At 63.7% G+C, this 20,762-nt stretch carries 21 protein-coding genes; 9 read left to right on the top strand and 12 right to left on the bottom strand.

Features of this window, described 5'->3' with window-relative positions; all coding sequences use genetic code 11:
- Both LB524_RS27890 and LB524_RS27885 read left to right on the top strand, forming a co-directional pair.
- The coding region (locus tag LB524_RS27890) for a mannonate dehydratase (protein WP_224531559.1) at positions 1 to 478 on the top strand (478 nt) is incomplete at its 5' end.
- Between the two features lie 318 nt (positions 479 to 796).
- Positions 797 to 2,143: an NAD(P)/FAD-dependent oxidoreductase gene (locus LB524_RS27885; protein ID WP_224531555.1), complete on the top strand. Its 1,347-nt coding sequence runs from the start codon at positions 797 to 799 to the stop codon at positions 2,141 to 2,143.
- A 160-nt stretch (positions 2,144 to 2,303) separates the two neighbouring features.
- Here LB524_RS27885 and LB524_RS27880 read toward each other — a convergent pair whose 3' ends face one another.
- The 4 genes from LB524_RS27880 to LB524_RS27865 are packed head-to-tail and all read right to left on the bottom strand — an operon-like array spanning position 2,304 to position 6,002.
- Positions 2,304 to 3,101: an N-formylglutamate amidohydrolase gene (locus LB524_RS27880; RefSeq protein ID WP_140614590.1), complete on the bottom strand. Its 798-nt coding sequence runs from the start codon at positions 3,099 to 3,101 to the stop codon at positions 2,304 to 2,306.
- Positions 3,101 to 4,423 carry a glutamine synthetase gene (locus LB524_RS27875; RefSeq protein ID WP_015316480.1) on the bottom strand — a complete coding sequence of 441 codons (1,323 nt, stop codon included), beginning with the start codon at positions 4,421 to 4,423 and terminating at the stop codon, positions 3,101 to 3,103. The genes LB524_RS27880 and LB524_RS27875 overlap by 1 nt, the downstream gene beginning before the upstream one ends.
- On the bottom strand, positions 4,420 to 5,067 hold the full coding sequence (locus LB524_RS27870; RefSeq protein ID WP_015316481.1) for a cysteine hydrolase family protein: 648 nt from the start codon (positions 5,065 to 5,067) through the stop codon (positions 4,420 to 4,422). Before LB524_RS27870 ends, LB524_RS27875 begins: the two co-directional genes overlap by 4 nt.
- Entirely contained in the window at positions 5,064 to 6,002 is a 939-nt protein-coding gene (locus tag LB524_RS27865; protein ID WP_140715566.1) for a MurR/RpiR family transcriptional regulator, read from the bottom strand. The genes LB524_RS27870 and LB524_RS27865 overlap by 4 nt, the downstream gene beginning before the upstream one ends.
- 158 nt (positions 6,003 to 6,160) lie before the next feature.
- On the opposite strand from LB524_RS27865, the gene LB524_RS27860 reads away from it, so the two are divergent.
- The 4 genes from LB524_RS27860 (at position 6,161) to LB524_RS27845 (ending at position 10,099) form a co-directional block, all read left to right on the top strand.
- Complete coding sequence (locus LB524_RS27860) at positions 6,161 to 7,201, top strand: ornithine cyclodeaminase (protein WP_140821123.1); 1,041 nt, start codon at positions 6,161 to 6,163, stop codon at positions 7,199 to 7,201.
- Positions 7,202 to 7,453: 252 nt separating this feature from the next.
- Positions 7,454 to 8,473, top strand: coding sequence for an isopenicillin N synthase family dioxygenase (locus LB524_RS27855; protein WP_140614587.1), 1,020 nt, complete (start codon positions 7,454 to 7,456; stop codon positions 8,471 to 8,473).
- 284 nt (positions 8,474 to 8,757) lie between these two features.
- On the top strand, positions 8,758 to 9,447 hold the full coding sequence (locus LB524_RS27850; protein WP_224531552.1) for an SDR family NAD(P)-dependent oxidoreductase: 690 nt from the start codon (positions 8,758 to 8,760) through the stop codon (positions 9,445 to 9,447).
- Positions 9,448 to 9,847: 400 nt separating this feature from the next.
- The gene (locus LB524_RS27845) at positions 9,848 to 10,099 is read left to right on the top strand and encodes a DUF768 domain-containing protein (RefSeq protein ID WP_015316487.1); all 252 of its coding nucleotides are present in this window, start codon (positions 9,848 to 9,850) and stop codon (positions 10,097 to 10,099) included.
- A gap of 63 nt (positions 10,100 to 10,162) precedes the next feature.
- On the opposite strand, the gene LB524_RS27840 is transcribed toward LB524_RS27845, so the two are convergent.
- The 3 genes from LB524_RS27840 to LB524_RS27830 all read right to left on the bottom strand — a co-directional run bounded on the left by LB524_RS27840 (position 10,163) and on the right by LB524_RS27830 (position 13,946).
- Positions 10,163 to 11,281, bottom strand: coding sequence for a P1 family peptidase (locus tag LB524_RS27840; RefSeq protein WP_224531549.1), 1,119 nt, complete (start codon positions 11,279 to 11,281; stop codon positions 10,163 to 10,165).
- Between the two features lie 4 nt (positions 11,282 to 11,285).
- Positions 11,286 to 12,917 (bottom strand): exodeoxyribonuclease VII large subunit, encoded by a 1,632-nt coding sequence (gene xseA / locus LB524_RS27835; protein WP_224531545.1) that lies wholly within the window; start codon positions 12,915 to 12,917, stop codon positions 11,286 to 11,288.
- 72 nt (positions 12,918 to 12,989) lie between these two features.
- The gene (locus LB524_RS27830) at positions 12,990 to 13,946 is read right to left on the bottom strand and encodes a LysR substrate-binding domain-containing protein (RefSeq protein ID WP_140614583.1); all 957 of its coding nucleotides are present in this window, start codon (positions 13,944 to 13,946) and stop codon (positions 12,990 to 12,992) included.
- Between the two features lie 234 nt (positions 13,947 to 14,180).
- Between LB524_RS27830 and LB524_RS27825 the strand changes: the two genes are divergently transcribed.
- Complete coding sequence (locus tag LB524_RS27825) at positions 14,181 to 14,471, top strand: DUF1127 domain-containing protein (RefSeq protein ID WP_224531542.1); 291 nt, start codon at positions 14,181 to 14,183, stop codon at positions 14,469 to 14,471.
- 160 nt (positions 14,472 to 14,631) lie between these two features.
- On the opposite strand, the gene LB524_RS27820 is transcribed toward LB524_RS27825, so the two are convergent.
- The 4 genes from LB524_RS27820 to LB524_RS27805 all read right to left on the bottom strand — a co-directional run bounded on the left by LB524_RS27820 (position 14,632) and on the right by LB524_RS27805 (position 18,685).
- Complete coding sequence (locus tag LB524_RS27820; RefSeq protein ID WP_224531540.1) at positions 14,632 to 15,663, bottom strand: DUF937 domain-containing protein; 1,032 nt, start codon at positions 15,661 to 15,663, stop codon at positions 14,632 to 14,634.
- Between the two features lie 90 nt (positions 15,664 to 15,753).
- A complete protein-coding gene (locus LB524_RS27815; RefSeq protein WP_140660864.1) occupies positions 15,754 to 17,127 on the bottom strand; it encodes a glutamate--cysteine ligase in 1,374 nt (457 codons plus the stop codon).
- 144 nt (positions 17,128 to 17,271) lie between these two features.
- The gene (locus tag LB524_RS27810) at positions 17,272 to 18,006 is read right to left on the bottom strand and encodes a 16S rRNA (uracil(1498)-N(3))-methyltransferase (RefSeq protein WP_015316494.1); all 735 of its coding nucleotides are present in this window, start codon (positions 18,004 to 18,006) and stop codon (positions 17,272 to 17,274) included.
- Positions 18,007 to 18,037: 31 nt separating this feature from the next.
- Positions 18,038 to 18,685 (bottom strand): hypothetical protein, encoded by a 648-nt coding sequence (locus LB524_RS27805; protein WP_224531537.1) that lies wholly within the window; start codon positions 18,683 to 18,685, stop codon positions 18,038 to 18,040.
- Between the two features lie 87 nt (positions 18,686 to 18,772).
- Between LB524_RS27805 and LB524_RS27800 the strand changes: the two genes are divergently transcribed.
- Positions 18,773 to 19,471 (top strand): type 1 glutamine amidotransferase, encoded by a 699-nt coding sequence (locus LB524_RS27800; protein WP_224531564.1) that lies wholly within the window; start codon positions 18,773 to 18,775, stop codon positions 19,469 to 19,471.
- A gap of 289 nt (positions 19,472 to 19,760) precedes the next feature.
- On the top strand, positions 19,761 to 19,892 hold the full coding sequence (locus LB524_RS28960) for a hypothetical protein (protein ID WP_013893872.1): 132 nt from the start codon (positions 19,761 to 19,763) through the stop codon (positions 19,890 to 19,892).
- 66 nt (positions 19,893 to 19,958) lie between these two features.
- Here the strand turns inward: LB524_RS28960 and LB524_RS27795 are convergent, their stop codons facing one another.
- Positions 19,959 to 20,732: a metallophosphoesterase gene (locus LB524_RS27795; protein ID WP_140821705.1), complete on the bottom strand. Its 774-nt coding sequence runs from the start codon at positions 20,730 to 20,732 to the stop codon at positions 19,959 to 19,961.
- Positions 20,733 to 20,762 lie beyond the last annotated feature (30 nt).

Raw genomic sequence — 20,762 nt, 5'->3', positions numbered from 1 at the left:
TCCGCCCTTCTCGCTTTATGGCCTGCCGCGCGTCGTTTCGACGGCCGAGGATGCGCGTTTCATCCTCGAGACGGTCGGCAGCCCGGCCAATGGTTTGACCTTCTGCACCGGCTCCTACGGTACGCGCGCCGACAACGACATTGTCGCCATGGTCAAGGAATTCGCCGACCGCATCCATTTCGTCCATCTGCGCAACATCACCATCGAGGAGGACGGTTCGTTCTACGAGGCCGAGCATCTCGAGGGCGGCACCGACATGGCGCATGTCATCCTCGCTTTGATGCAGGAAGAGAAGCGCCGTCGCGGAGAAGGCCGAGCCGACTGGCAAATTCCGATGCGGCCCGATCATGGCCATCTGCTTGCCGACGACATCGGCAAGAAGAAGATCAACCCCGGCTATTCGCTCATCGGCCGGCTGAAAGGCCTGGCGGAGCTGCGCGGCATCATGCGTGCGGTGGAGCGGTTCGGGCTGGCCTGAAGCCATCGGGCGGCAAGCTAACGTTTGCGATCTTCCGCCGGAATGTCGCGACAGGTCTGAGCGAGCGCTTTGCTTCGTCCGGCATCCGCGTGCCCTAGCCACCCGATTATCGATGAAGCCAGGGCTGCCCTGCGACGAGAAGCGGCCTCGACGGGTGGTCAACAATTTCATCGAGCTGGCACGCAAATTTTCGAGGCCGGTCGTGTAGTGCTCGTCGTCGCACTTCATGCTTGGCCAGTGTCCGATGAAAGCGGGCGACTTTCGCGCCACTGGGACCAGCCATCGGCGTGGGGCACGCTTATGAAAAAGGACAGTCCTTTGACGATCTTCCCTGTTACCGAAGCCAGTCCGATCCAGTTCCAGGCGCCGCTGCCGAAGACGTCGGATGTGGTCATTGTCGGCGGTGGCATCATCGGCGTGACCGCGGCCTTGTTCCTGGCCCGTCGCAACATACCGGTGACCTTGCTGGAGAAGGGACGCATCGCTGCGGAGCAGTCCTCGCGCAACTGGGGCTGGATTCGCCAGCAGGGCCGCGACGCGGACGAATTGCCCATCGTCATCGAAGCGCAGCGTCTCTGGCGCCAACTGGCCGAGGAGTGCGGCGAGGACATAGGCTTGACGCAGACGGGCGTGACCTATCTTGCGCGGACCGACAAGGAGATGGCCGGTTTCGCCAAGTTCCTGAAGATCGCCGAGGCCCATGGCGTCGACACGCGCCTCCTCGACCAGGGCGAGACCGCCAAGCTGATCCCGGCCATGTCGCGCCCCTTCAAGGGCGCCATGACCACGCCGTCGGACATGCGTGCCGAGCCTTGGGTCGCCGTGCCGGCGCTTGCCCGCCTGGCCGCTCGCCAGGGTGTCACAATCATCGAGAACTGTGCGGCACGCATGCTCGACATCTCAGCAGGGCGCATCAGCGGTGTCTGGACCGAACGAGGCCGCATCGCCACCTCGAACGTGCTTGTCGCCAGCGGCGCCTGGACGTCGCTGTTCCTGCGCGCGCATGGCGTCTCGATCCCGCAGCTCAGTGTCCGCACGACCGTCGCGGCGACCGCGCCTATGCCAGAAATCCATGCCGGCGCTGCCGCGGACGAACGCATCGCCTTCCGGCGTAGAAAGGACGGCGGGTACACGCTCGCGGCGGGAGGCAGCCACCTGCTCTATGTCGGGCCGGATGCATTGCGTCACGCACCGAAATACCTGCCTGCCCTGAAGGCAAATCCTTTCGGCACGCGCTACCTGCCGGCGGCGCCGCGTGCATATCCGGACAGCTGGTCCACCCCGCGCAAATGGGATGCCGACAAGGAAAGCCCGTTCGAACGCATGCGCGTTCTCAATCCTGCCCCGGAACCCAGGGCCCTTCGCGCCATCGATCATGGGTTCAAGGCGCTTTTTCCGCAATTCGAGGCGGTGCCGCTCAGGGCAAGCTGGGCCGGCATGATAGATGCGATGCCGGATGTCGTGCCTGTGGTCGATCGCGCCGTGACGGTCGATGGCCTCGTCATCGCCACCGGGATGAGCGGCCATGGCTTCGGCATAGGGCCTGGCATGGGCCGCGTCCTGTCCGACTTGATCCAGGGCAACGAGACTGGGCACAACCTTCACAGGTTCCGTCAATCCCGGTTCAGCGACGGCAGCCCTATCCGGATGGGACCATCGCTTTAGGCGAAATTGCCCTGACGCCGGTTGGGGCGGCAGGTCAGGTCGGGCGACCTGATTGTGAGCTTTCGGGAAGTTGTACATTCGGATCGGACCATCCCCATCACGCGAGCGCCGCGCTGATGGCGAGAAGCGCGGCTTGCCGACCTGCGTAATGGTCGCGGCGTCACGTCCGCACCGGCTGAGAGGCCTCCGTCTGGTGCGCGGGCAGCGCCGCCGCCAGCCGGTCCGCCCATTCCTCGATACCGGACCGTGTCGACAACAAGTCCTGCCTGATCTCGACAAGGACGGCGGGGATGCCGCGATCATCGCCATGGATGGGTACGGCGTAGTCGGCATCGCGGCTGATCACATAGGGTACGTTGGCCGCGACATCGAGTGCCGCGTCGGTGCGCAGGCCCGAAAGGATCGCCGCGGCGAGATCGGCTGCATGACCATGCAGCACACCCGCATGCCAAGGCCTGGCGACACCCAGGAACACCGGCGTGAAGGAATGGATCGTCACGATCCGCGTCGGCCGGCCCTCGGCCACACGGCGATCGAGGTGCGCGGCCACACGCTCATGGAACGGCGAAAACATGATTTCCGCGCGCCGGTCTCGTTCCGTTCTGTCGACGCCGGCATTGCCGGGAATGTCAGTGTCTTCCGACAGCACCGGAATGCTGCCCGTGCTGCCCAGTGGCCGGTTGAGATCGATCAGCAGTCGGGAATAGCCGCTGAGAAAGGCCGCAGCATCGAGCCGGGCCGATAACAGGCGCGTGACCTCCGCAGCGCCGATGTCCCAAGCGATGTGGCGCTGCAGATGGCTGGCATCGAGCCCGAGCCGGCGGTACTCCGCCGGCATATGGTTGGACGCATGCTCGCACAGCAGCACGATCTCGCAACGGCCATGCTCGTTGAGCACCTCGACGGCTTCGGGCCAATCTTCTTGGGGGCGCGAGCTTTTTTCGGCCTGCGCAGTCATCAATAAAGCGTCCGGTAGAGATCGCAGATGGCAGCTGGATCAAGGCCTGCCAGGCGCTCGGCTTCATGCTGCTTCAACCCGACGAAGGTCTCGATGAAGATCGGGGCGAACCATCCCGTAACGGTCTTGTCGGCCAGGAGCGCATCCAGTGCCGCCGGCAAGGTCTCGGGAAGCCGCACCAGACCGAGTTCCGCCCGTTCCGTCTCGCTCATCAGCGTCGGGTCGCCAGTGACCAGCGGCGGTGATGGCAAGTCCGCCTTCAGCCCCTCCAGCCCGGCGCGGATGATCGCCGCCAGCGACAGATAGGGATTGCCGGTTGCGTCGGCCGCCCGATACTCGACATTATACTGCCGTGCCGGATCGCGTCCGCCGATCGTCACCGTCGGACAGATGCGGAGCGACGCCTCGCGGTCGCGGTCGGCGAGCCAGGTGTAGGACGAACTCCAACTGTGCGGCTTAAGGCGATAGAAGGACGACACGCTCGACGCGGTCATGGCGGTCATGGCGGGCAGATGGCGCAGCACGCCGGCGCAGAAGGCGCCAGCCTTGGCGGACAGGCCGCCGGGACGCGCCGGATCGTAAGTTGCCGGCTTGCCGGCTTCGTCGACGAAGCTGAAATGGATGTGCACGCCGTTGCCGACGGCATCCGGGGCGACCTTGGGCGCGAAGCTCGCGCGCCAGCCGGCATTGCGTGCCACTTCGCGCGTGATTTCGCGGATCGCGACGGCGCGATCTGCTGCCGTGAGCGCATCGGCCGGCTCGTGCGTCACTTCGAATTGCTCACTGCCGAATTCGGCGATGACCACTTCGGGGCCGACACCTGCCTCTTCGAGTGCCGCCATCAGATTGGGGGCGAACGGGTCGGTGCGGCGCAGGGCGGCAAAGGACATCGAATGTGCCGGCGCGAAGCTGCCGCCGGCAATGTTGAATTCGTGCTCGAAGGCGGCGATAACGGAAAGGCCGGTGGCCGCCTTCAATTCCGCCAGCGCATCCCGGAGCATGGTCCGCGTGCAGCCAAGCCACGGGCTGCCATCGAGCTCGACGATGTCGCCGGCCACCATGTCGAAGGGCGTCGCCGATCCCGTCCGCTCGGTGCGGAAGCGCGCCTTGAGATCCGGGATCAGCCGAAGGTCACCGGACGAACCCCAGGGATTGGGATCGACGATCGAATTGAACGGCGTCATCGACAGATTGGCCTGCAGCCAGCCGACCCCTGTCGCGGCGGTCTTTTGCAATCTACTTTCGACCACGAAGCGGCCCCGCGTAATGGCGGAGAGATCCGTGGTGACGACGGCGACGAGAGGCTCGACGGCAGATGTCATGCCTTTTTTCCCAGAGCGTTGAAGCGGTCGACGACGGTGTCGGTGTCCGTGACCCAGCAATAGCCGCCAAAGGCCTTCAGCGCGATGTCGTGGCGCTCCTGGGTAATGGTGGCGCAGGCATCCGATACGCAGGTGACGAGATAGCCGCGGTCGGCGCCGTCGCGCACTGTCATGTCGACGCACTGGTCGGTCAGCACGCCGACCACGACGAGATAGCGGATGCCAAGGTTTTTCAGCAGGTAGTCGACATTGGTCGAGTTGAAGATGCCCGACGAGGTTTTCGGCAGCATGATCTCGTCGCCGACCGGCCCCAGCGATGGCACTGGCAGGCCTTCGGGGAGGCTGGGCGCAACATGGATCGGCGTCAGCTTGTGGTCAAGCGAGCGGTCGCGGCCGTCTTCGGTCAGGCTCTGGATGATGGTGTGCAGCACTTCGACGCCATTGGCCCTCGCCGCCGCCAGCAGGCGCTCCTGGTTGGGGATCGTCTGCGAGCATGTCTGCCGGTAGAAATAATGATCGGGTCCGCGTTCTGGATGCGAAGGATCGGCACCCGGCTCCAGCCAGATGCGTTGCATGTCGACCAGCAGCAGCGCTGTCTCGCCGGTACGAAAAGCTTCGTCTCGCTTGGGTAGGGCTTGGGTCATGCCTTCTCGTCCTGCTTTGCTGCTTTGGGTCCAGGTATCTTGCGCGGTCCTGATGTCTTGCGCATGCCGCTCCCTTCCGCATCGCTGTCGAGCGTCACCGCATTGGCGTGCCGCACTTTCTCGATCCTCTCGATGCGAGCCCGAGCGTCGTCGCCCAGCGTCGAAACGATCTGGGCCGTCAGCGCCTCCATCTGTGCGATCGCCGGCGCCAGCGTGTCATAGGGCGAGGCGACTTCGAGCGGGCTGACGATCGTGACTTCGGCAAGGTCCGATATCGGCGACAGCCATTGGTCGGTGAACAGAAGAATGCGTACATCGAGCGCGGCGGCTTGGCGCGCATAGGCCATCACGTCGAACTGGTAGCGGCGATAGTCGAAGACGACGAGCACGTCGCGACGACCGAGGTCGGCCAGCGTGTCGAACGACTGCGGAGAGAGCACGCCGAGATCGCGGACCCCGGTGCGGAACTGCACGAGATATCCAGCCAGCATCCCGGCGATGTGGCGGCTGAACCGGCCGCCGACCAGCAAGATTTCGCCCTTGGCCTCCATCAAAAGGCGGGCGGCACGCTCGTAGGTCTGGACCGGTGTCGCCGCGGTGGCTTTCTGCAGGGCCGTGGTAACGGAATCGAGATAGGCAAGCACCGCGCTGTCGCTGGAACCGCTTTGCCGCTTGGTCTCCATCATCAACAGCGGCGAATGCAGCCTGGCCTCGACCTCGGCGAGCAGCTTTGCCTGAAAGTCCGGGAACCCTTCATAGCCGAGCTTGACGACCAGCCGGACAACGGTGGGATCGCTGACGCCGGCGCGTCGCGCAAGCGACGATGCGGTACCGAGGCCCGAGGTCGGATAGTCCGTCAGCAGCAGCCTGACGATCTTCTCTTCCGACGGCGTCAGCGCCAGATCCCCGCGCATCAGAACATCGCGTATCGCCATAGGCCTCCCCTGAAATATATGCTGTGTCGAGTCTATTTCAGATATTTTAATTATGGTCAATAATGAAGAGGTATTGACATACTTTCCGAGACTGCCGACGATGATGAAGGTTTACAACCCGCATCGCCAGGGCTGACTGGTGTACCGGCAAGGAACAAATGATACCCAATCTCAACATCGTGCCGTTCGTCAGCGTCGACAATATGATGAAGCTCGTGCTCAGGATCGGCGTCGAGCGGTTCCTGGTTGAGCTCGCCGGCTATATCGAGGACGACTTCCGCCGCTGGGAGCTGTTCGACAAGACCCCGCGCGTCGCTTCGCACAGCGCCGAGGGCGTTATCGAGTTGATGCCGACCAGCGACGGCGAGGTCTATGGTTTCAAATATGTCAATGGTCATCCCAAGAACATGCGCGAGGGCCGCCAGACCGTGACTGCCTTCGGCATGCTGGCCGACGTCCACAACGGCTATCCCGTGTTGCTGTCCGAGATGACCATTCTGACCGCACTGCGCACGGCGGCCATGTCGGCCCTTGCCGCGAAGCACTTGGCGCCGGCCGAGTCCCGCTGCATGGCGCTGATAGGCAACGGCGCCCAGGCTGAGTTCCAGGCGCTGGCCTTCAAGGCACTGCTCGGCGTCGACAGGCTGCGGCTTTACGATATCGACCGTTCGGCAACACAGAAATGCATTCGCAATCTCGCCGGCCTCGGCTTCGACATGACGGCCTGCACGAGCGCGCAGGAAGCGGTTGAGGGTGCGGACATCATCACCACCGTCACCGCCGACAAGCAGTACGCCACCATCCTGACCGACAACATGATCGGCTCGGGCGTACATATCAACGCCGTTGGCGGCGACTGCCCCGGCAAGACCGAACTGCACCGCGACATCCTGCTGCGCTCCGACATTTTCGTCGAATACCCGCCGCAGACCCGCATCGAAGGCGAGATCCAGCAGCTCGCGCCGGATCATCGGGTGACTGAGCTGTGGCAGGTGGTCACCGGCGCCGTTGAGGGCCGGCGCGACGCCGGCCAGATCACGCTGTTCGATTCGGTCGGTTTCGCTATCGAGGACTTTTCGGCGTTGCGCTATGTCAGGGATCAACTGAGGTCGACCGGCCTGTACCAGGAGCTCGATATGCTCGCCGACCCCGACGAGCCACGCGACCTGTTCGGCATGCTGCTCAGGGCAGCCCAATAGCGTGGAGGTCGCGCGCCTGCTGGCGGTCCGTATCCGCCGGAATGATCGCGGTCATTGTCAGCTTGCCGGCGCGCGCGCAAAAATTGTTCATCGCGGCGGGCTTGAAGGGCCGATCGTTTCTTTCTTGGCAATCTGGAGTCGATGACACTTGCAGGCATTCTTGGCGGGTGTGACCGCCGAAAAGTGCACGCCTGTCCAACAGTCCCGGTTTGCGGACGGTAACATCCGCACAAAGCCGGGAAGGAGCCTGATATGCCCAGAATAGTACCCGTGCTCGACTTGAGCCGCTTTGAACAAGGCGCGTCGGAATGCCGGACATTTCTGGCGGATCTGCGTTCCGCGTCGCGCGACATCGGCTTTTTCTACCTGGCCGGACATGGCATTTCGTGGGCGGAAATCAGTGAAGTGCTCACCGCGTCGCGCCGCTTCTTTGCCTTGGCCGAGGCCGACAAGCTCGCGATCGAAATGGTCAAATCCTCGCAGTTCCGTGGCTATACCCGCGCCGGCGGCGAGCTGACCAAGGGCAAGGCCGATTGGCGCGAACAGCTCGACATCGGCGTCGAGCGTCAGCCCATAGCGCAAGGGCCAGGAATTCCCGCCTGGACGCGGCTGCAGGGGCCGAACCAGTGGCCCGCTGCGTTGCCGGAACTCAAACCCGCCCTGCTGGCATGGCAGGCCAAGGCAACAGCAGTGGCCATCAGGCTGTTGAAAGCCTTCGCGCTGTCGCTCGATCAACCCGAGGACGCTTTCGACCCGATCTACCGCGAGCAGCCAAACCACCGCATGAAAATCGTGCGCTATCCCGGCCGAGAGGCGACCGGCGATGACCAGGGTGTCGGCGCGCACAAGGATGGCGGTTTCCTGACGTTGTTGCTTCAGGATGACAATAAGGGGCTGCAGGTCGACTATGACGGAAGCTGGGTGGATGTGGACCCCATTCCCGGTACGCTCGTCGTCAACATCGGCGAATTGCTCGAACTGGCCTCAAACGGCTATTTGCGGGCGACCGTGCATCGTGTCGTGACGCCGGCGGCCGGCATTGAACGCATTTCGGTGCCGTTCTTCTTCAGCGCCAGGCTCGATGCGACGATACCGCTGCTTAGCCTTTCCGAGGATCTGGCGGCGCAGGCGCGCGGGCCGGCCAGCGATCCGGACAATCCGCTGTTTCGCGATGTCGGAACCAATGTGCTGAAAAGCCGGCTGCGCTCGCATCCCGACGTCGCTCGGCGCCACTATGTGGATCTGCTCGAGCCGGAAAGCCGGGCCGGCTGAGTCTTGGACGAGAAAGAACGGGATTTTTGCCATCCCGACCGATTCTTAGAAAATCATTCGTCGTATTCGTCGGGGAATCGGCTCAAAAAGGAAAAACCGTTCGGTGTTTTCCTCCCATTTCACCGAGCGGTGTTCCCCTCTGAAGGTTATGACCTTCTTTTTTGGCCGGGCCGTTTGGCGCCCGGCCATTTTTCTTTCCGCCTTGCGTGTTGCCGGTGCGGAGCCGATCCGGCAGAGTTCAACATCCGCCGGCGGTTGCAATCACTGGAAGAGGAGAGGATCTCATGACATCCAACGTCGCCGTGATTGCCGGGGCGGGCTCCGGATTGAGCGCCTCGCTCGCGCGTCTTCTCGCCAGGGAAGGGTTCCATGTCGTCCTGGCCGCCCGAAACATCGAGAAGCTCGATGCCTTGCAAGCGCAAACCGGCGCGCAAGCCGTGGCGACGGATGTCTCGGATCCAGCATCGGTCGAGCATCTGTTCGATATCGCGGACAAGGCTGGACCACTTTCCCTCGTGATTTTCAACGCCGGCGGCCGCGCTCGCGGTCCAGTAGCCGAACTCGATCCCGAGGCTGTCCGACAGGCTTTGCTGGTCGGGGCCTATGGCGGGTTCCTGGTAGCTCAACAGGCGGCCCGCCGGCTGATCGCTCAAGGGGCGGGGTCGATCCTCTTCACCGGAGCGACAGCAAGTGTGAAGGGGTTCGCCGGCTCCGCCGGCTTTGCGATGCCCAAATTCGGATTGCGCGGGCTGGCGCAATCCATGGCCCGCGAACTGGCGCCCAAGAACATCCACGTTGCGCATTTCATCATCGACGGCGCCATTGCTTCGGCCGCTTCCGGACAGGAGCCCGGGCCGCAGGATCGCCGGCTGTCTCCGGATGCGATCGCAGAGGCCTATCTCGCCATCCACCGCCAGCACCGCAGCGCCTGGACCTGGGAAATGGAACTCAGGCCGTGGGTTGAAAATTTCTGACTGGATCAGCGATCTATGCGACTTTTGCATGGCTCGTCTGCACGGGCCTTGAGGAGAGTCGACATCGGATGTGGATGTCACTATATAGCGGCGGCTTCGCGGGCTCACGCCTTGAAGCGCAACGTCATAGGCGGCTGTAGTGACAGCCAGTGAGATTAAGAAACGGACTGGAAGCCGTAAAAGGTAGAAGCAATTGCTCGGAGCGGGAAGACCCCGCCAACGGTACAGTCCTTCAGAATCAGAAAATGTTCTTCACCCCTCGATTTCCTTCGGCTCTGTGGACCCTGGACGGCTTCGGCTTGCCGGCTGGCCGCGACTCGGCTCGAATGGGAACATGCATCCTTCGCGGGATGCCGACGCTTATGATTACCAACCGGCTTTGCCGCCAGGGAACAGCAGTATGAGTGAACACGCGATCGAGTTCTTGCGGGGATGGATCGGCGAAAAGGTCCATTGCCAGTCCCACGCCAGGATCGAGAAGCAGGCCGAGACGTTGGCCCGCGAATGCGCCGCCAAGGCGGCCGAGGTCGGCATACCGCTGGAGGACATCCAGGAGGAAGTCGGCGACATCCAGGAATTGATCGCTTCCCGGCTCGAGGAAGCGGCCGAGGCCGACGAAAACCAGCAGGCCTCAAGCAAAGCCGCGGAATAACTGCGGGTCAAACCTGTTCGAAACGCGCGGGCTTCGGCCGCGTTTTCGTCTCAGCCATTCCTCTCAGCCAAACTTTTCTTCCAGCCAGGCCTTTGGCAGCGCCGGCACGAAATTGCCGTCGCGCCCGGTCATGTCGTCATTGGCGATAAGAGCGTTGAGGATGGATTCCTCCACCGTCTGAATCACCGCATCGAAGAACGGGTCGATGTCTGTATCGGGGATGAAATCGGCGCTGGCGATGCGGCCGGACAGCCCCAGCGCCGCGGCGGGATTGGCCGTCGAGAAGGCGAGGAAGATATCGCCCGAACTGTGATAGCCGAAGCCGCCCGTCAAGGCGACGCCGAGCGGCACACGGCGCGCCAATCGCTTCATCTGATGCGGCAGGAAAGGCGCGTCGGTCGCGATGACGGCGATGATTGAGCCCTTTTCCGCGCGCGACGTGGCTTCGCGGATCGCCGGTTCGGTGAGTTCGGGCCCGGCGCGCAGGCCGCGAATGGTGAAATTATGCCGCTTGCCGAAATTCGACTGCACGAAGGCGCCGACCGTGTAGGTGCGCCCCTGCCATGCGACGATGCGCGAGGCCGTGCCGGACCCTGCCTTGAAGCCGAAGGTGATCATGCCGGTGCCGCCGCCGACGCTGCCTTCCTCGACCGGTCCGCCGGCGGCGCCGTCAAGGGCTTCGGCGACGTGCTCCGACGTTAGATGGTGGCCGTTGATGTCGTTGAGAAATCCGTCATAAGTCTCCGCCGCCACCGGCAGCCCCCAGGCGCTGTCGATCGCGGCCGGCAGCACCCGGTTCATCCAGCGCAGCGTGCCGTCACGCGAAACACCGCAGGAATGCATGTTGGTGATGGTGATCGGGAAGTTGAAGGCGCCGGTTTCCTCGATGATGTGCGAGCCGGTCATCTCGCCATTGCCGTTCTGGCTGAAAATGCCGGCGAAGACCGGGGTGGCCAATTCGGCGCGCGGCCTCGGCAGGATTGCGGTCACGCCGGTGCGCACCGGCCCCTTGCCGACGATAAGCGGACCATCGCCCGATATCAGCGTCGCATAGCCTACAGCGACGCCGGGCACGTCGGTGATCGCGTTGAACGGCCCGGGCGTTCCGTCGAAGCCGATAGCGAAGCTTCGCGCGCGCGGCTTGCCGGACGGCGTTGCCAGATGGTGCGGATTGTCGATCATGCTCTTAGAACAAGGATCCCTGATTGCCGGGTTCCTTTGCCTTTGCCGCCGGTCTGGCCACGGGCTTTGGCCGCGCCGCGCCACTGGTTGCCACCGCATCCGCCGTGCCATCGGCGAACTCCAGCGACAGCGCCATCCCCGACGCCACCCCGGCGGCCTGCTTGATGACCGCGCCGTCGGCATCCTTCACCAGCGCGAAGCCGCGCGCCAGGACGGCCTTGTGCGAAAGCGTCGCCATCAGCCGGTCGGCCTGGACGATGCGGCCGCGCAACCGCTCCAGCCTGAGCAGCATTGCCTGGCCGCCGCGTCTCGTCAAAGCCGTCAGAAGATCCCTCTGCACACGTTGGCGCCGGGCTGCCGGCTCGATCGTGATGCGGCCCTGCAGCAAAGCCAATTGCTGCCTGTGCCGCTGCAGCGATGCCTTGGCGCATTTTGGCAACTGATCCGCGGCACGATTGAGCTCCGCGCGCCGGCTTCTGGCCAGAGTGCGCAGCGCCCCTTGCGCCCGCAAAAGGCTACGGTCGTTGGTGCGCCGCGCTTCGGCAATCCGCTGCGACAGCATTGCCGGCGTCAATTTTACAGCGAAGAATCGCGCCCGCTTGCGCTCGGTGGAAACCATCAGGCCACGACCGAGCCTAGATGTCGCCTCGTCCAGGCGCCGGCGCGGCAGCGCCAGCAATTGATCGGGCGAGGGCAGCGCACGCGCCGCCGCACGGGCTGCCTGCCGCTTGCGTTCGAAATTGCGCAAGACGGCGGCCTTGAGCCGCGCGCCGAGGCTGGCCAGCGTCGCTTCGAGGTCAGCCTTCACTGGCACGGCGATTTCGGCCGCGCCCGTCGGTGTCGGCGCCCGCACATCCGCGACAAGGTCGATCAGCGTCCAGTCGGTTTCGTGGCCGACAGCCGAAATCACCGGAATGCCCGAGGCAGCGACCGCGCGGGCGAGTGCCTCGTCGTTGAAGCCCCACAGATCTTCCAGGCTGCCGCCGCCGCGCGCCACGATCAGCAGATCGGGGCGCTGAATGGGGCTGTCCCATGCCAGCGCGTTGAAACCGGTGACGGCATTGGTCACTTCCGCACTCGCCGTGTCACCTTGAACCCGCACGGGCCAGACCAGCACATGCAGTGGAAAGCGGTCCTTGATGCGATGGATGATGTCGCGGATGACCGAGCCGGTCGGCGAGGTGACCACGCCGATGACGCGTGGCATGAACGGCAGCCGGCGTTTGCGCACCGCATCGAAAAGCCCCTCCGCCTGCAGCCGGCGTTTGCGTTCCTCCAGCAGCGCCATCAGCGCCCCGGCGCCGGCCGGCTCGAGATTGTCGATGACGATCTGGTAATTGGACTTGCCGGGATAGGTGGTGAGCTTGCCGGTGGCGATCACCTCCATCCCTTCCTCGGGACGAAATTTCAGCCGGCTCATCGTGCCTTTCCAGACCACGGCGTCGAGCCGCGCACGGTCGTCCTTGAGCGCGAAATAAGCATGGCCGGAGGAATGCGGCCCACGATAACCTGAGATTTCGCCGCGCACCCGCACATTGCCGAAGACGTCCTCGACCGTGCGCTTCAGCGCGCCTGATATTTCGCTCACCGTGTATTCGGTGGCGTTGGTGCGTGATTCGGATGCTGCTTCGCTCATCGGTCGATTGGGGGCCGGTTGGACGCCGACGTCAAGGCGGCCGTGTCAGGCCCGATAGTCATGACCCGCTTTTTACCAGCCCGGCAGGATCTGGTTCGGCTTGCTTCGCTTCATCTTGGCAAAGGCGAGGGCCGCGAAATCGAACGTCCCCGTCTCCTCGCCGAGCGGCACGGAGATGTTGTCCAGGCTTTCCGAGATGTGGCGGGCAAGCGCATCGACGATCTCCGGCCGCGAGGTCTGGCCGCGCATGATGCCGATGCGGCAGTCGGGCAGGGCGCCGAAGCCGTCGGCCTCGCCCAGCACCCGCATGCCGGGCCTGAGCGCGCATTCCGGCAGCACCGAGATCGCCAGCCCCGACAGCACGGCGGCGGTGATCACGGTCGCTGAGAAACTGGTGAACAGGATGCGGTAGTCGCGGTTCTGCTGGTCCAACACGTCGACCGCGGCGCGCCTCCAGATGCAGTTCGGCCGGCCGAAGGCCATCGGCAGCGTCTCCTGTTCATGTGTCGCATGGTTGGCCGAGGAGACCCAGAGCAGCGGTTCACGCCGCACCACCTCCGACTGGCCGCGCACATCATTGTGCGTCACCAGCGCTAGGTCGAGATTGCCGCGCTTGATGTGCTCGACCAGCCCCGGCGTCGGTTCGCAGATGACGGTCAGTTCGACGCGCGGATTGGAGCGCGTGAACCGTGCCATGATCTCGGGCAGGAAACGGTCCGCATAATCGTCAGGCGTGCCGATGCGGATCGTGCCTTCGAGCCTCTGGTCATCGAAGGCTGCGAGCGTTTCGCGGTTGAGATAGAGCAATCGCCTTGCGTAGGAGAGCAGTTTGTCGCCTTCCTCCGTCAGCCTGTTCGAGCGCCCCTCCTTCTCGAACAGCGGCTTGCCGATCCGCTCCTCCAGCCGGCGCATCTGCATCGACACCGCCGACTGGGTGCGGTGCACTTCTTCCGCAGCGCGGGTGAAGCTGCCGGTATCGGCAATCGAGATGAAGGTCTGCAATTGATCGAGATCGAGCGGCGCTTTCATCGGTCCAATCCATCACTGCTGTTGATATTAAAGATTAGAAACATTCGTTGGATTAATCAATCGGTCGATGGCAAATTGGCATTGTCCAAATGAAAGCCCATGCATGTCGCCCAAAAGTGGACACCGGTTTTGGGACGACGACATGCATCTCTAGAATTGTATTGAGACCGGAACGGTCGCTGTCGCCAGCGCCGATCGTCGGGTTTCGTCCGTTCGAGTCTGAAGGAGACCGACATGACCACGATCGATTTCGCCACCGAGACCTCGCGCATCACCTCGCGTCCGGCCGTTGCGACGCGCGTGGCCAACATTCTCTCCAACGCCTACCGCGCCTGGAAAAACCGCCGCGCCTTCTACCGCCTTGGCGAGATGTCGAACGCAGAACTCGCCGATATCGGCCTCACGCGCGCCGACCTGCATGTCGCAATCGACGTGCCGTTTGGCCGTGACCCGACGGCAATCCTGCGTGAGATCGCCAGCGATCGCGTGGAAACGATCGAGGAAATCGCTCGCAAGGTGGCCTGATTGGTTCAGCTTCGGTTGCGTTGAACCCTTTCACGGTTCAGCGCGACCAAGGTTCTGCAGGCTCCCCACTCCCTGCCGGTTCCCCGCCGGCCTGCCTGCACGCTGCCCGGTCCTCCCAAGGACCGGGCTTTTCCTTTAAGGTTTACCGAAGGCCGGGCGGCTACCGCCGGTCCATGTCCCGCTTGAACTGGTCGAAGATCGTTTCCACGCCCTTCTGGTATTCGTCGCGCTGCTGGGCGCCGGTCTGGAACATCTTGCCGAAAATGTCGTCGAACGGGTTCCTTGGCCGTCCGCTCGGATTGGCTTGGGGCTGTGGTGCCTGGCGCCGCTGCGGTTGCGGCGCTTCAGGTTGCGGCGCCGGCTGCCCGCCGGGCATCCCGAGGCCGCCGCCTCCACCTTGCCGCAGCATCTCCTCGAAGATTTTCCCCAGCGGGTTGTCGCCGTAGGGGCTCTGTGTCTGCTGGGACTGGGGCCGGTTTTGTGGTTGCTGCGGCGCGCCGCCACCGAAAATGTCCTGCAGCACCTTGCCGAGCGGATTGTCGCCATAGGGATTGGGTGCCGGCTGCGGCTGGCTTTGCGGCTGCGGTGAGCCGCCACCGAACATGTCCTGCAAGACCTTGCCGAGCGGGTTGTCCATGGGGTTCTGAGGCGGTGGCGCCTGGCGCTGTTGCGGCGCTGGCGCCTGCATGCCGCCTTGCCGCATCATCTGCTCGATGATCTCGCCCAGTGGATTGTTGCCGCCGCCGCCAAGACCAGCCGCTGCCTGCATCTGGTTTGTCGTCTGCTTGAACAGTCCGCCCATTACCATCGAGGCGATAGCAGGCAGCATCTGCTGCAAGATCTGTTGGCTGACGCCGCTCGCCTGCGCGGCCTGGCTGGCCACGGCGCGCGACAGGTCTTTCGAACCGAACAGATGTCCCAGAATGCCGTTGCCCTCGTCGACGCCTTGCGGCGAGAAGGCGCGCGTGGCGTCCTCGAAATATTTGGCGTGCTGGCCGCTTGCCATCGCCGTCATGAAGGCGCCGAGCCCATAGGGATCGGCGGTGTTGCGTTGCAACCCTTGTGAAAAGGCTGGCAGCAGTGCGGCGACCGCCGCCTGCGTCTGCTGCAGCGAAAGCCCGTATTGCTGGGCAAGCGCCTGCATGCCGTTGCCGTTCTGGGCCTGCGCCAGCATGTCGAACAAGGTAGGCATCGGCTTCTCCTCCGGGAAATCCTCGAAAGAGAGCCTAATTCGTTTCAGCGCCCGATTGAAGTTACTTTTGCCACCCGCCATGGCTCGCGTTTAATAGGCATACTCCATGAACACCGGCTCGATCGAGCCGCCCCAGCGCGTGTGGTAGGCCGACAGCATCTCCTCTGCACTGGTGGTGCCGCGCGCCACGACCTCGTCGAGCGTGTTGAGGAACGAGGTTTCGTCGTAGCCGTCACGGTTCTTCTTGCCGCGGTTCTTCAACCCCGTGCGCGAAATGGCCATGACGTCGCGGGCGACCTCGCGCAACGTCGTGTTGCGGAAGGGCGCGGCAATGCCGAGCTCCGGCACGGCGTTGCGCATGGCCAGGACTTCCTTGTAGGTCCAGCTCGACGTCAACGCCTCGGCCGCGTCGAGTGCCACCTCGTCGTAGAGCAGCCCGACCCAGAAGGCCGGCAGCGCGCAGATGCGCCGCCAGGGACCGCCATCGGCGCCGCGCATTTCAAGGAAACGCTTGAGCCGCACGTCCGGGAACAGCGTCGACAGATGGTTCGCCCAGTCGCCCATCGTCGGCAGCCCGTCCGGCACTTCATTGCGCGCGGCCCCGGCCATGAACTGGCGGAAGGTGATATGCGTCATGTCGTGATAACGGCCATCGCGAATGACGAAATACATCGGCACGTCGAGTGCCCATTCGACATAGTCGGCGAAACCGAAATCGGGCGAGAAGCAGAATTCGAGCAGGCCCGAGCGCTGGTTGTCGGTGTCGCGCCAGATGTCGCCGCGCCAGCTCTGCAGCCCGTTCGGCCGGCTGTCGGTGAAGGGCGAGTTGGCGAACAGTGCGGTCGACAGCGGCTGCAGCTTCAGCGACACCTGCATCTTGCGGCGCATGTCGGCCTCGCTCTCGAAGTCGAGGTTCACCTGGATCGTGCAGGTGCGGTACATCATGTCGAGGCCCTTGGTGCCGACCTTGGGCATGTAGCGCGTCATGATCTCATAGCGCGACTTCGGCATTTTCGGTGTCTCGGCCAACGACCATTTCGGGCTGCCGCCGAGGCCGAGGAAGCGGATGCCCATCGGCTCGGCGATCTCGCGCACCTGCGCCAGATGGGCGTTGCCCTCACGGCAGGTCTGGTGGATCGTCTCCAGCGGCGCGCCGGAAAGCTCGAACTGGCCGCCGGGCTCGAGCGAAATTGCCCCCTGGCCCGTCGGTTCGACCAAGCCGATGATGCGGCCGTCATCCATGATCGGATCCCAGCCAAGCTTGTTCTGCATGCCTTCAAGGATGGCGCGGATGCCGCGTTCACCACCATAGGGCACCGGTGCGTTGCCATCGACATAGAACGGGAATTTCTCGTGCTCGGTGCCGATGCGCCATTTTTCGCGCGGCTTGTTGCCTTCGGCCAGGTGCTCGACAAGCTCGTCTATGCCTTCGATGGGCCGGAAATCGGTTGTGTCGCGCGCCATTCTCAAGCCCTCAAAGGCGGTTGGACCACCGCCGGCGCTAAATGGACGAAATGTCAGTAGCCGATCAAGCGAAAAATCCTGAGCCACAGGTCAAGAGGAATTGAAGGCCACGCCCAGCAAGCACCTCTTGCAAGAGACAGAGCACTACCAGTCGCCGATTGTTGCCTGCATCACCGCAAGCGCTGCCACGGCCGCCGTGTCGGCACGCAGGATACGCGGCCCGAGCGGAATGGCGGTCACGAAGGGGAGCGCGCGCAGCATCTTGCGCTCCTCGTCGGAAAAGCCGCCCTCGGGCCCGACCAGCAGGGCGAGCTTCTTCTCCTTCACCGTCTGCAATGCTGGCAGTGGGTTGTTGGTCGAGGCGTCCTCGTCGCAGAAGATCAACCGGCGTTCCTTGTCCCAGCCGGTCAGCAGGCGCTCGAATTTTTCCGCGTCGCGCACTTCCGGCACCGCCAGGATGCCGCATTGTTCGGCAGCCTCGACGACATTGGCGCGCAGGCGATCGAGCGACGGCTTGGCCACCTGCGTGTGCTGGGTGATGACCGGCTGCAGGACGCCGGCGCCCATCTCGACCGCCTTCTGCACGAGATAATCCAGCCGGCCCTGCTTCAGCGGTGCGAAGCAATAGACCAGGTCAGGCAAAGGCGGCTGCGGCCTTTGCAGCGCCAGCACTTTCAGCCGCACCGAGCGCTTCGATTTCGCTGATATCGCGGCCGACCACTCGCCGTCGCGGCCATTGAAGACAAGGATCTCGGCGCCTTCGGCGAGCCGCAGCACATGCAGGAGATAATGGCTCTGCTGCTGGCCGGGTTCGACCTCGATGTCCAGTCCGAGGTCGTCGGGCACGAACAGACGTTGCATCTTGTAGTTGGCGCGCATGGCCGAGGAATGGGCGAGGCGGCCGCCGGCGTCAAGCCTTGGCGGAAGGATGCCACACAGGCTGAAAGCCGTGACGCAGGATAGCAACCGTCGTTTCCGGGGTCAGCAGCACCAGCGTCTCGTCCTCGAACCGATCCAGGCTGGTAGGCGGGCCGTATCCGGCAAAAGACCATGGCAGCGCCTTGCCGTGGCACAAGGCGTAGGTGCTGCCGCCGGTTGCGATCATCGCGCCGTCGGGCAGGCGGGCAAGCGCGTCCATCGCGACGGCAGGCCGTTTGCCACCCGACGCCAACCGCTCCTTGTGCAGCCGTTTGTCCACCTGCGGCGCACGCGGCTCGGCAATGACGAAGGCTTGGCCGAAGCGGCTGACAAAATCCCTGGCTCGTTCGCGCTGGCAAAAGAAGCAGGGACGATGCCCGGCGGCGAGCGCCGTCACCTCGTCGAGGAAGAACAGTTCGGTCCAGCCGGCCTTGCCATCGGCCCGGTTGCGGCCCATCGGCTCGCGCCGCACATTGCGGAATTGGCACACGCAGATGATCCAGGCCTGAAGCGCCCAGCGCTTTTTCAGGAGCGTCTTTGTCGCGGGGTCGTGGATGATGCCGCGATTGCCGGTGAACAGGCCGCGCTCCGGCACGGCATGAATGGCGCCGAACGGATCGACCCGGTTCTGCAGTGGCATGGTTTTCTCCTGGGATACGCATCTTGGCTGCGATACTGGCGGCATGATATCGCTGGTTTCCTCGTTTTCATGTCAGCAGGGTTTGCCATGCGGGTGCTGGTCGTCCAGAACTTCGACAATACCGGCCTTGGCCAGGTTGGCGCGGCGCTCGCGGAAGCGGGTGCCGATCTCGATGTGCGCCTTGCCTACAAGGGTGATGCGCTGCCACGGGACGCAACCGGCCATGATGCCGTGGTGGTGCTCGGCGGTGGCCAGAATGCACTGGACGACGAAGACTATCCCTATTTCCCGGCGCTGCTGGAACTGACCCGCGATTTTGCCGGCAAGGACCGCGCGGTGCTCGGCATCTGTCTCGGGGGTCAACTCGTCGCCCGCGCCTTTGGCGGCGAGAACCGCATTGGCGGCGCCAATGAATTCGGCTGGCGCGGCGTGTCATTGACCCCGGATGCCAAGGCCGACCCGGTGCTGTCTGCACTGCCGGAAACATTCCCGATCTTCCAGTGGCACGACGATACATTCGAGCTGCCGGACGACGCCGTGCGGCTCGCCGGCAACGATGTCGCCGAAAACCAGGCGTTTCGCGTCGGCCGTGCCGTCTACGGCTTCCAGTTCCATTTCGAGGCCGACCGTCCGCTGGTGAAGAACTGGAGTTCCTCCTTCGCGCCGACCATTGCCGCGCGCCATCCCGACTGGGCCGGCGAGCTCGAGGACGAAATGGCCCGCAACGGCCCTGATGCCGATGCTGCCGGCCTCGCCATCGCCCGCGCCTGGGTGGCGACGATCTGAGCATTCGCTTCCGCGTCCTACCGCGTGACATAATTGGCACGTGGGCCGGAATCCGTCTGGGGAAAACCCTTTCATCCTTGGCTTGTGTCCGCCCGCTATCCTAGAAGGCGCGCGCTATATCGGCTGTGCAACCGGGATGAACCTTTTGTGTGACCCGTGCGACACACCATCGATACAGAACACGCCTAGAAGCGCGAAATCGTCGAAACTTTGAAGCGATTTTTCCGTTTCAACGCATTGGTAACCGCCTCGTGCACAGATGCAGAAAGCTCAACAAGAGATGACGTCCGTGAAAGCAGCTCTTCTGTCCTTTGCCATGCTGTCCGCCATCGTGCTTTGCGGCCTTGGCATCTATGCCGCCGATGCCGCCAACAACCACAATGCGGTCGACGGCTACGGCGTCACCGCCTCCCTGCGCTAAAGCCCAGGCATCGCTCGCGCGAGTATCCCTCGCGCCAGTATCCTCGCGCCCTTGGGCGCCGGGGCCTCAAGGTTCCTTTATCGACATTTCCAGGATGCGTTTGTCCGCGCCGTCCACGACGAGCGCGGTAAGCTTGCCTGACTGCCAGGCAAGCGTGTCGACATTGACGCGGTTGGCCATCACTTCCGCCTCGGGGACCGGCGTGTGGCCATGCACCACGATCTTCGGGAGGAGACCGGTGTGATCGTGGAAGACGTCACGGATCCAGATCAGGTCCTGGATATTCTGTTTCTCCAGCGCAATGCCTGGCCTTATGCCGGCATGGCAGAAGAAGAAGTCGCCTGACGTCACCGAGAACGGCAGCGACCGCAGGAAGTCGATATGGCTTTGCGGCACGGCTGCGAGCAAGGCTTGGTGGCCCTTGCGCATGGCTGACTCGGCCTTGCCGAACCAAATGCCGCTGCCGTTGTTGATCGTCACCCCATAGGATTGCGCGGTCTGGATGCCGCCAAAACGGAGGAAGAGCCCTTCGGGGTCGGGTGTCTCGAGAAAGTCGAGAAAGCCGAGGTCGTGGTTGCCGGCCAGCATCATGTTTCGCTGATCGCGTTCGCGCGCTTCGATCAGGAAGTCGATGACGCCCTTGGAGTCGGGCCCTCGATCGACATAGTCGCCAAGATGGATGATGCGCCAGTCCGCGACCAGGTCCCTGGCGATCTCGGCCTCGATCTGTCCGTGCATGGCGGCCAGCAGGTCGAGCCGGCCATGCACGTCGCCGATCGCGTAGAGACGCACGCCGTCCGGCCCGCGTGCGTCGAGGAAATGGATGCCGGGTTCCGCCAAGGTTCTGGTATCTCCGTGGTCAGATGTCAT

Origin of the sequence: Mesorhizobium sp. ESP6-5 (assembly GCF_020164695.1) — a bacterium.
GTDB classification, from domain to species: domain Bacteria; phylum Pseudomonadota; class Alphaproteobacteria; order Rhizobiales; family Rhizobiaceae; genus Mesorhizobium; species Mesorhizobium australicum.
This window is presented reverse-complemented; position numbering and strand designations above follow the sequence as displayed.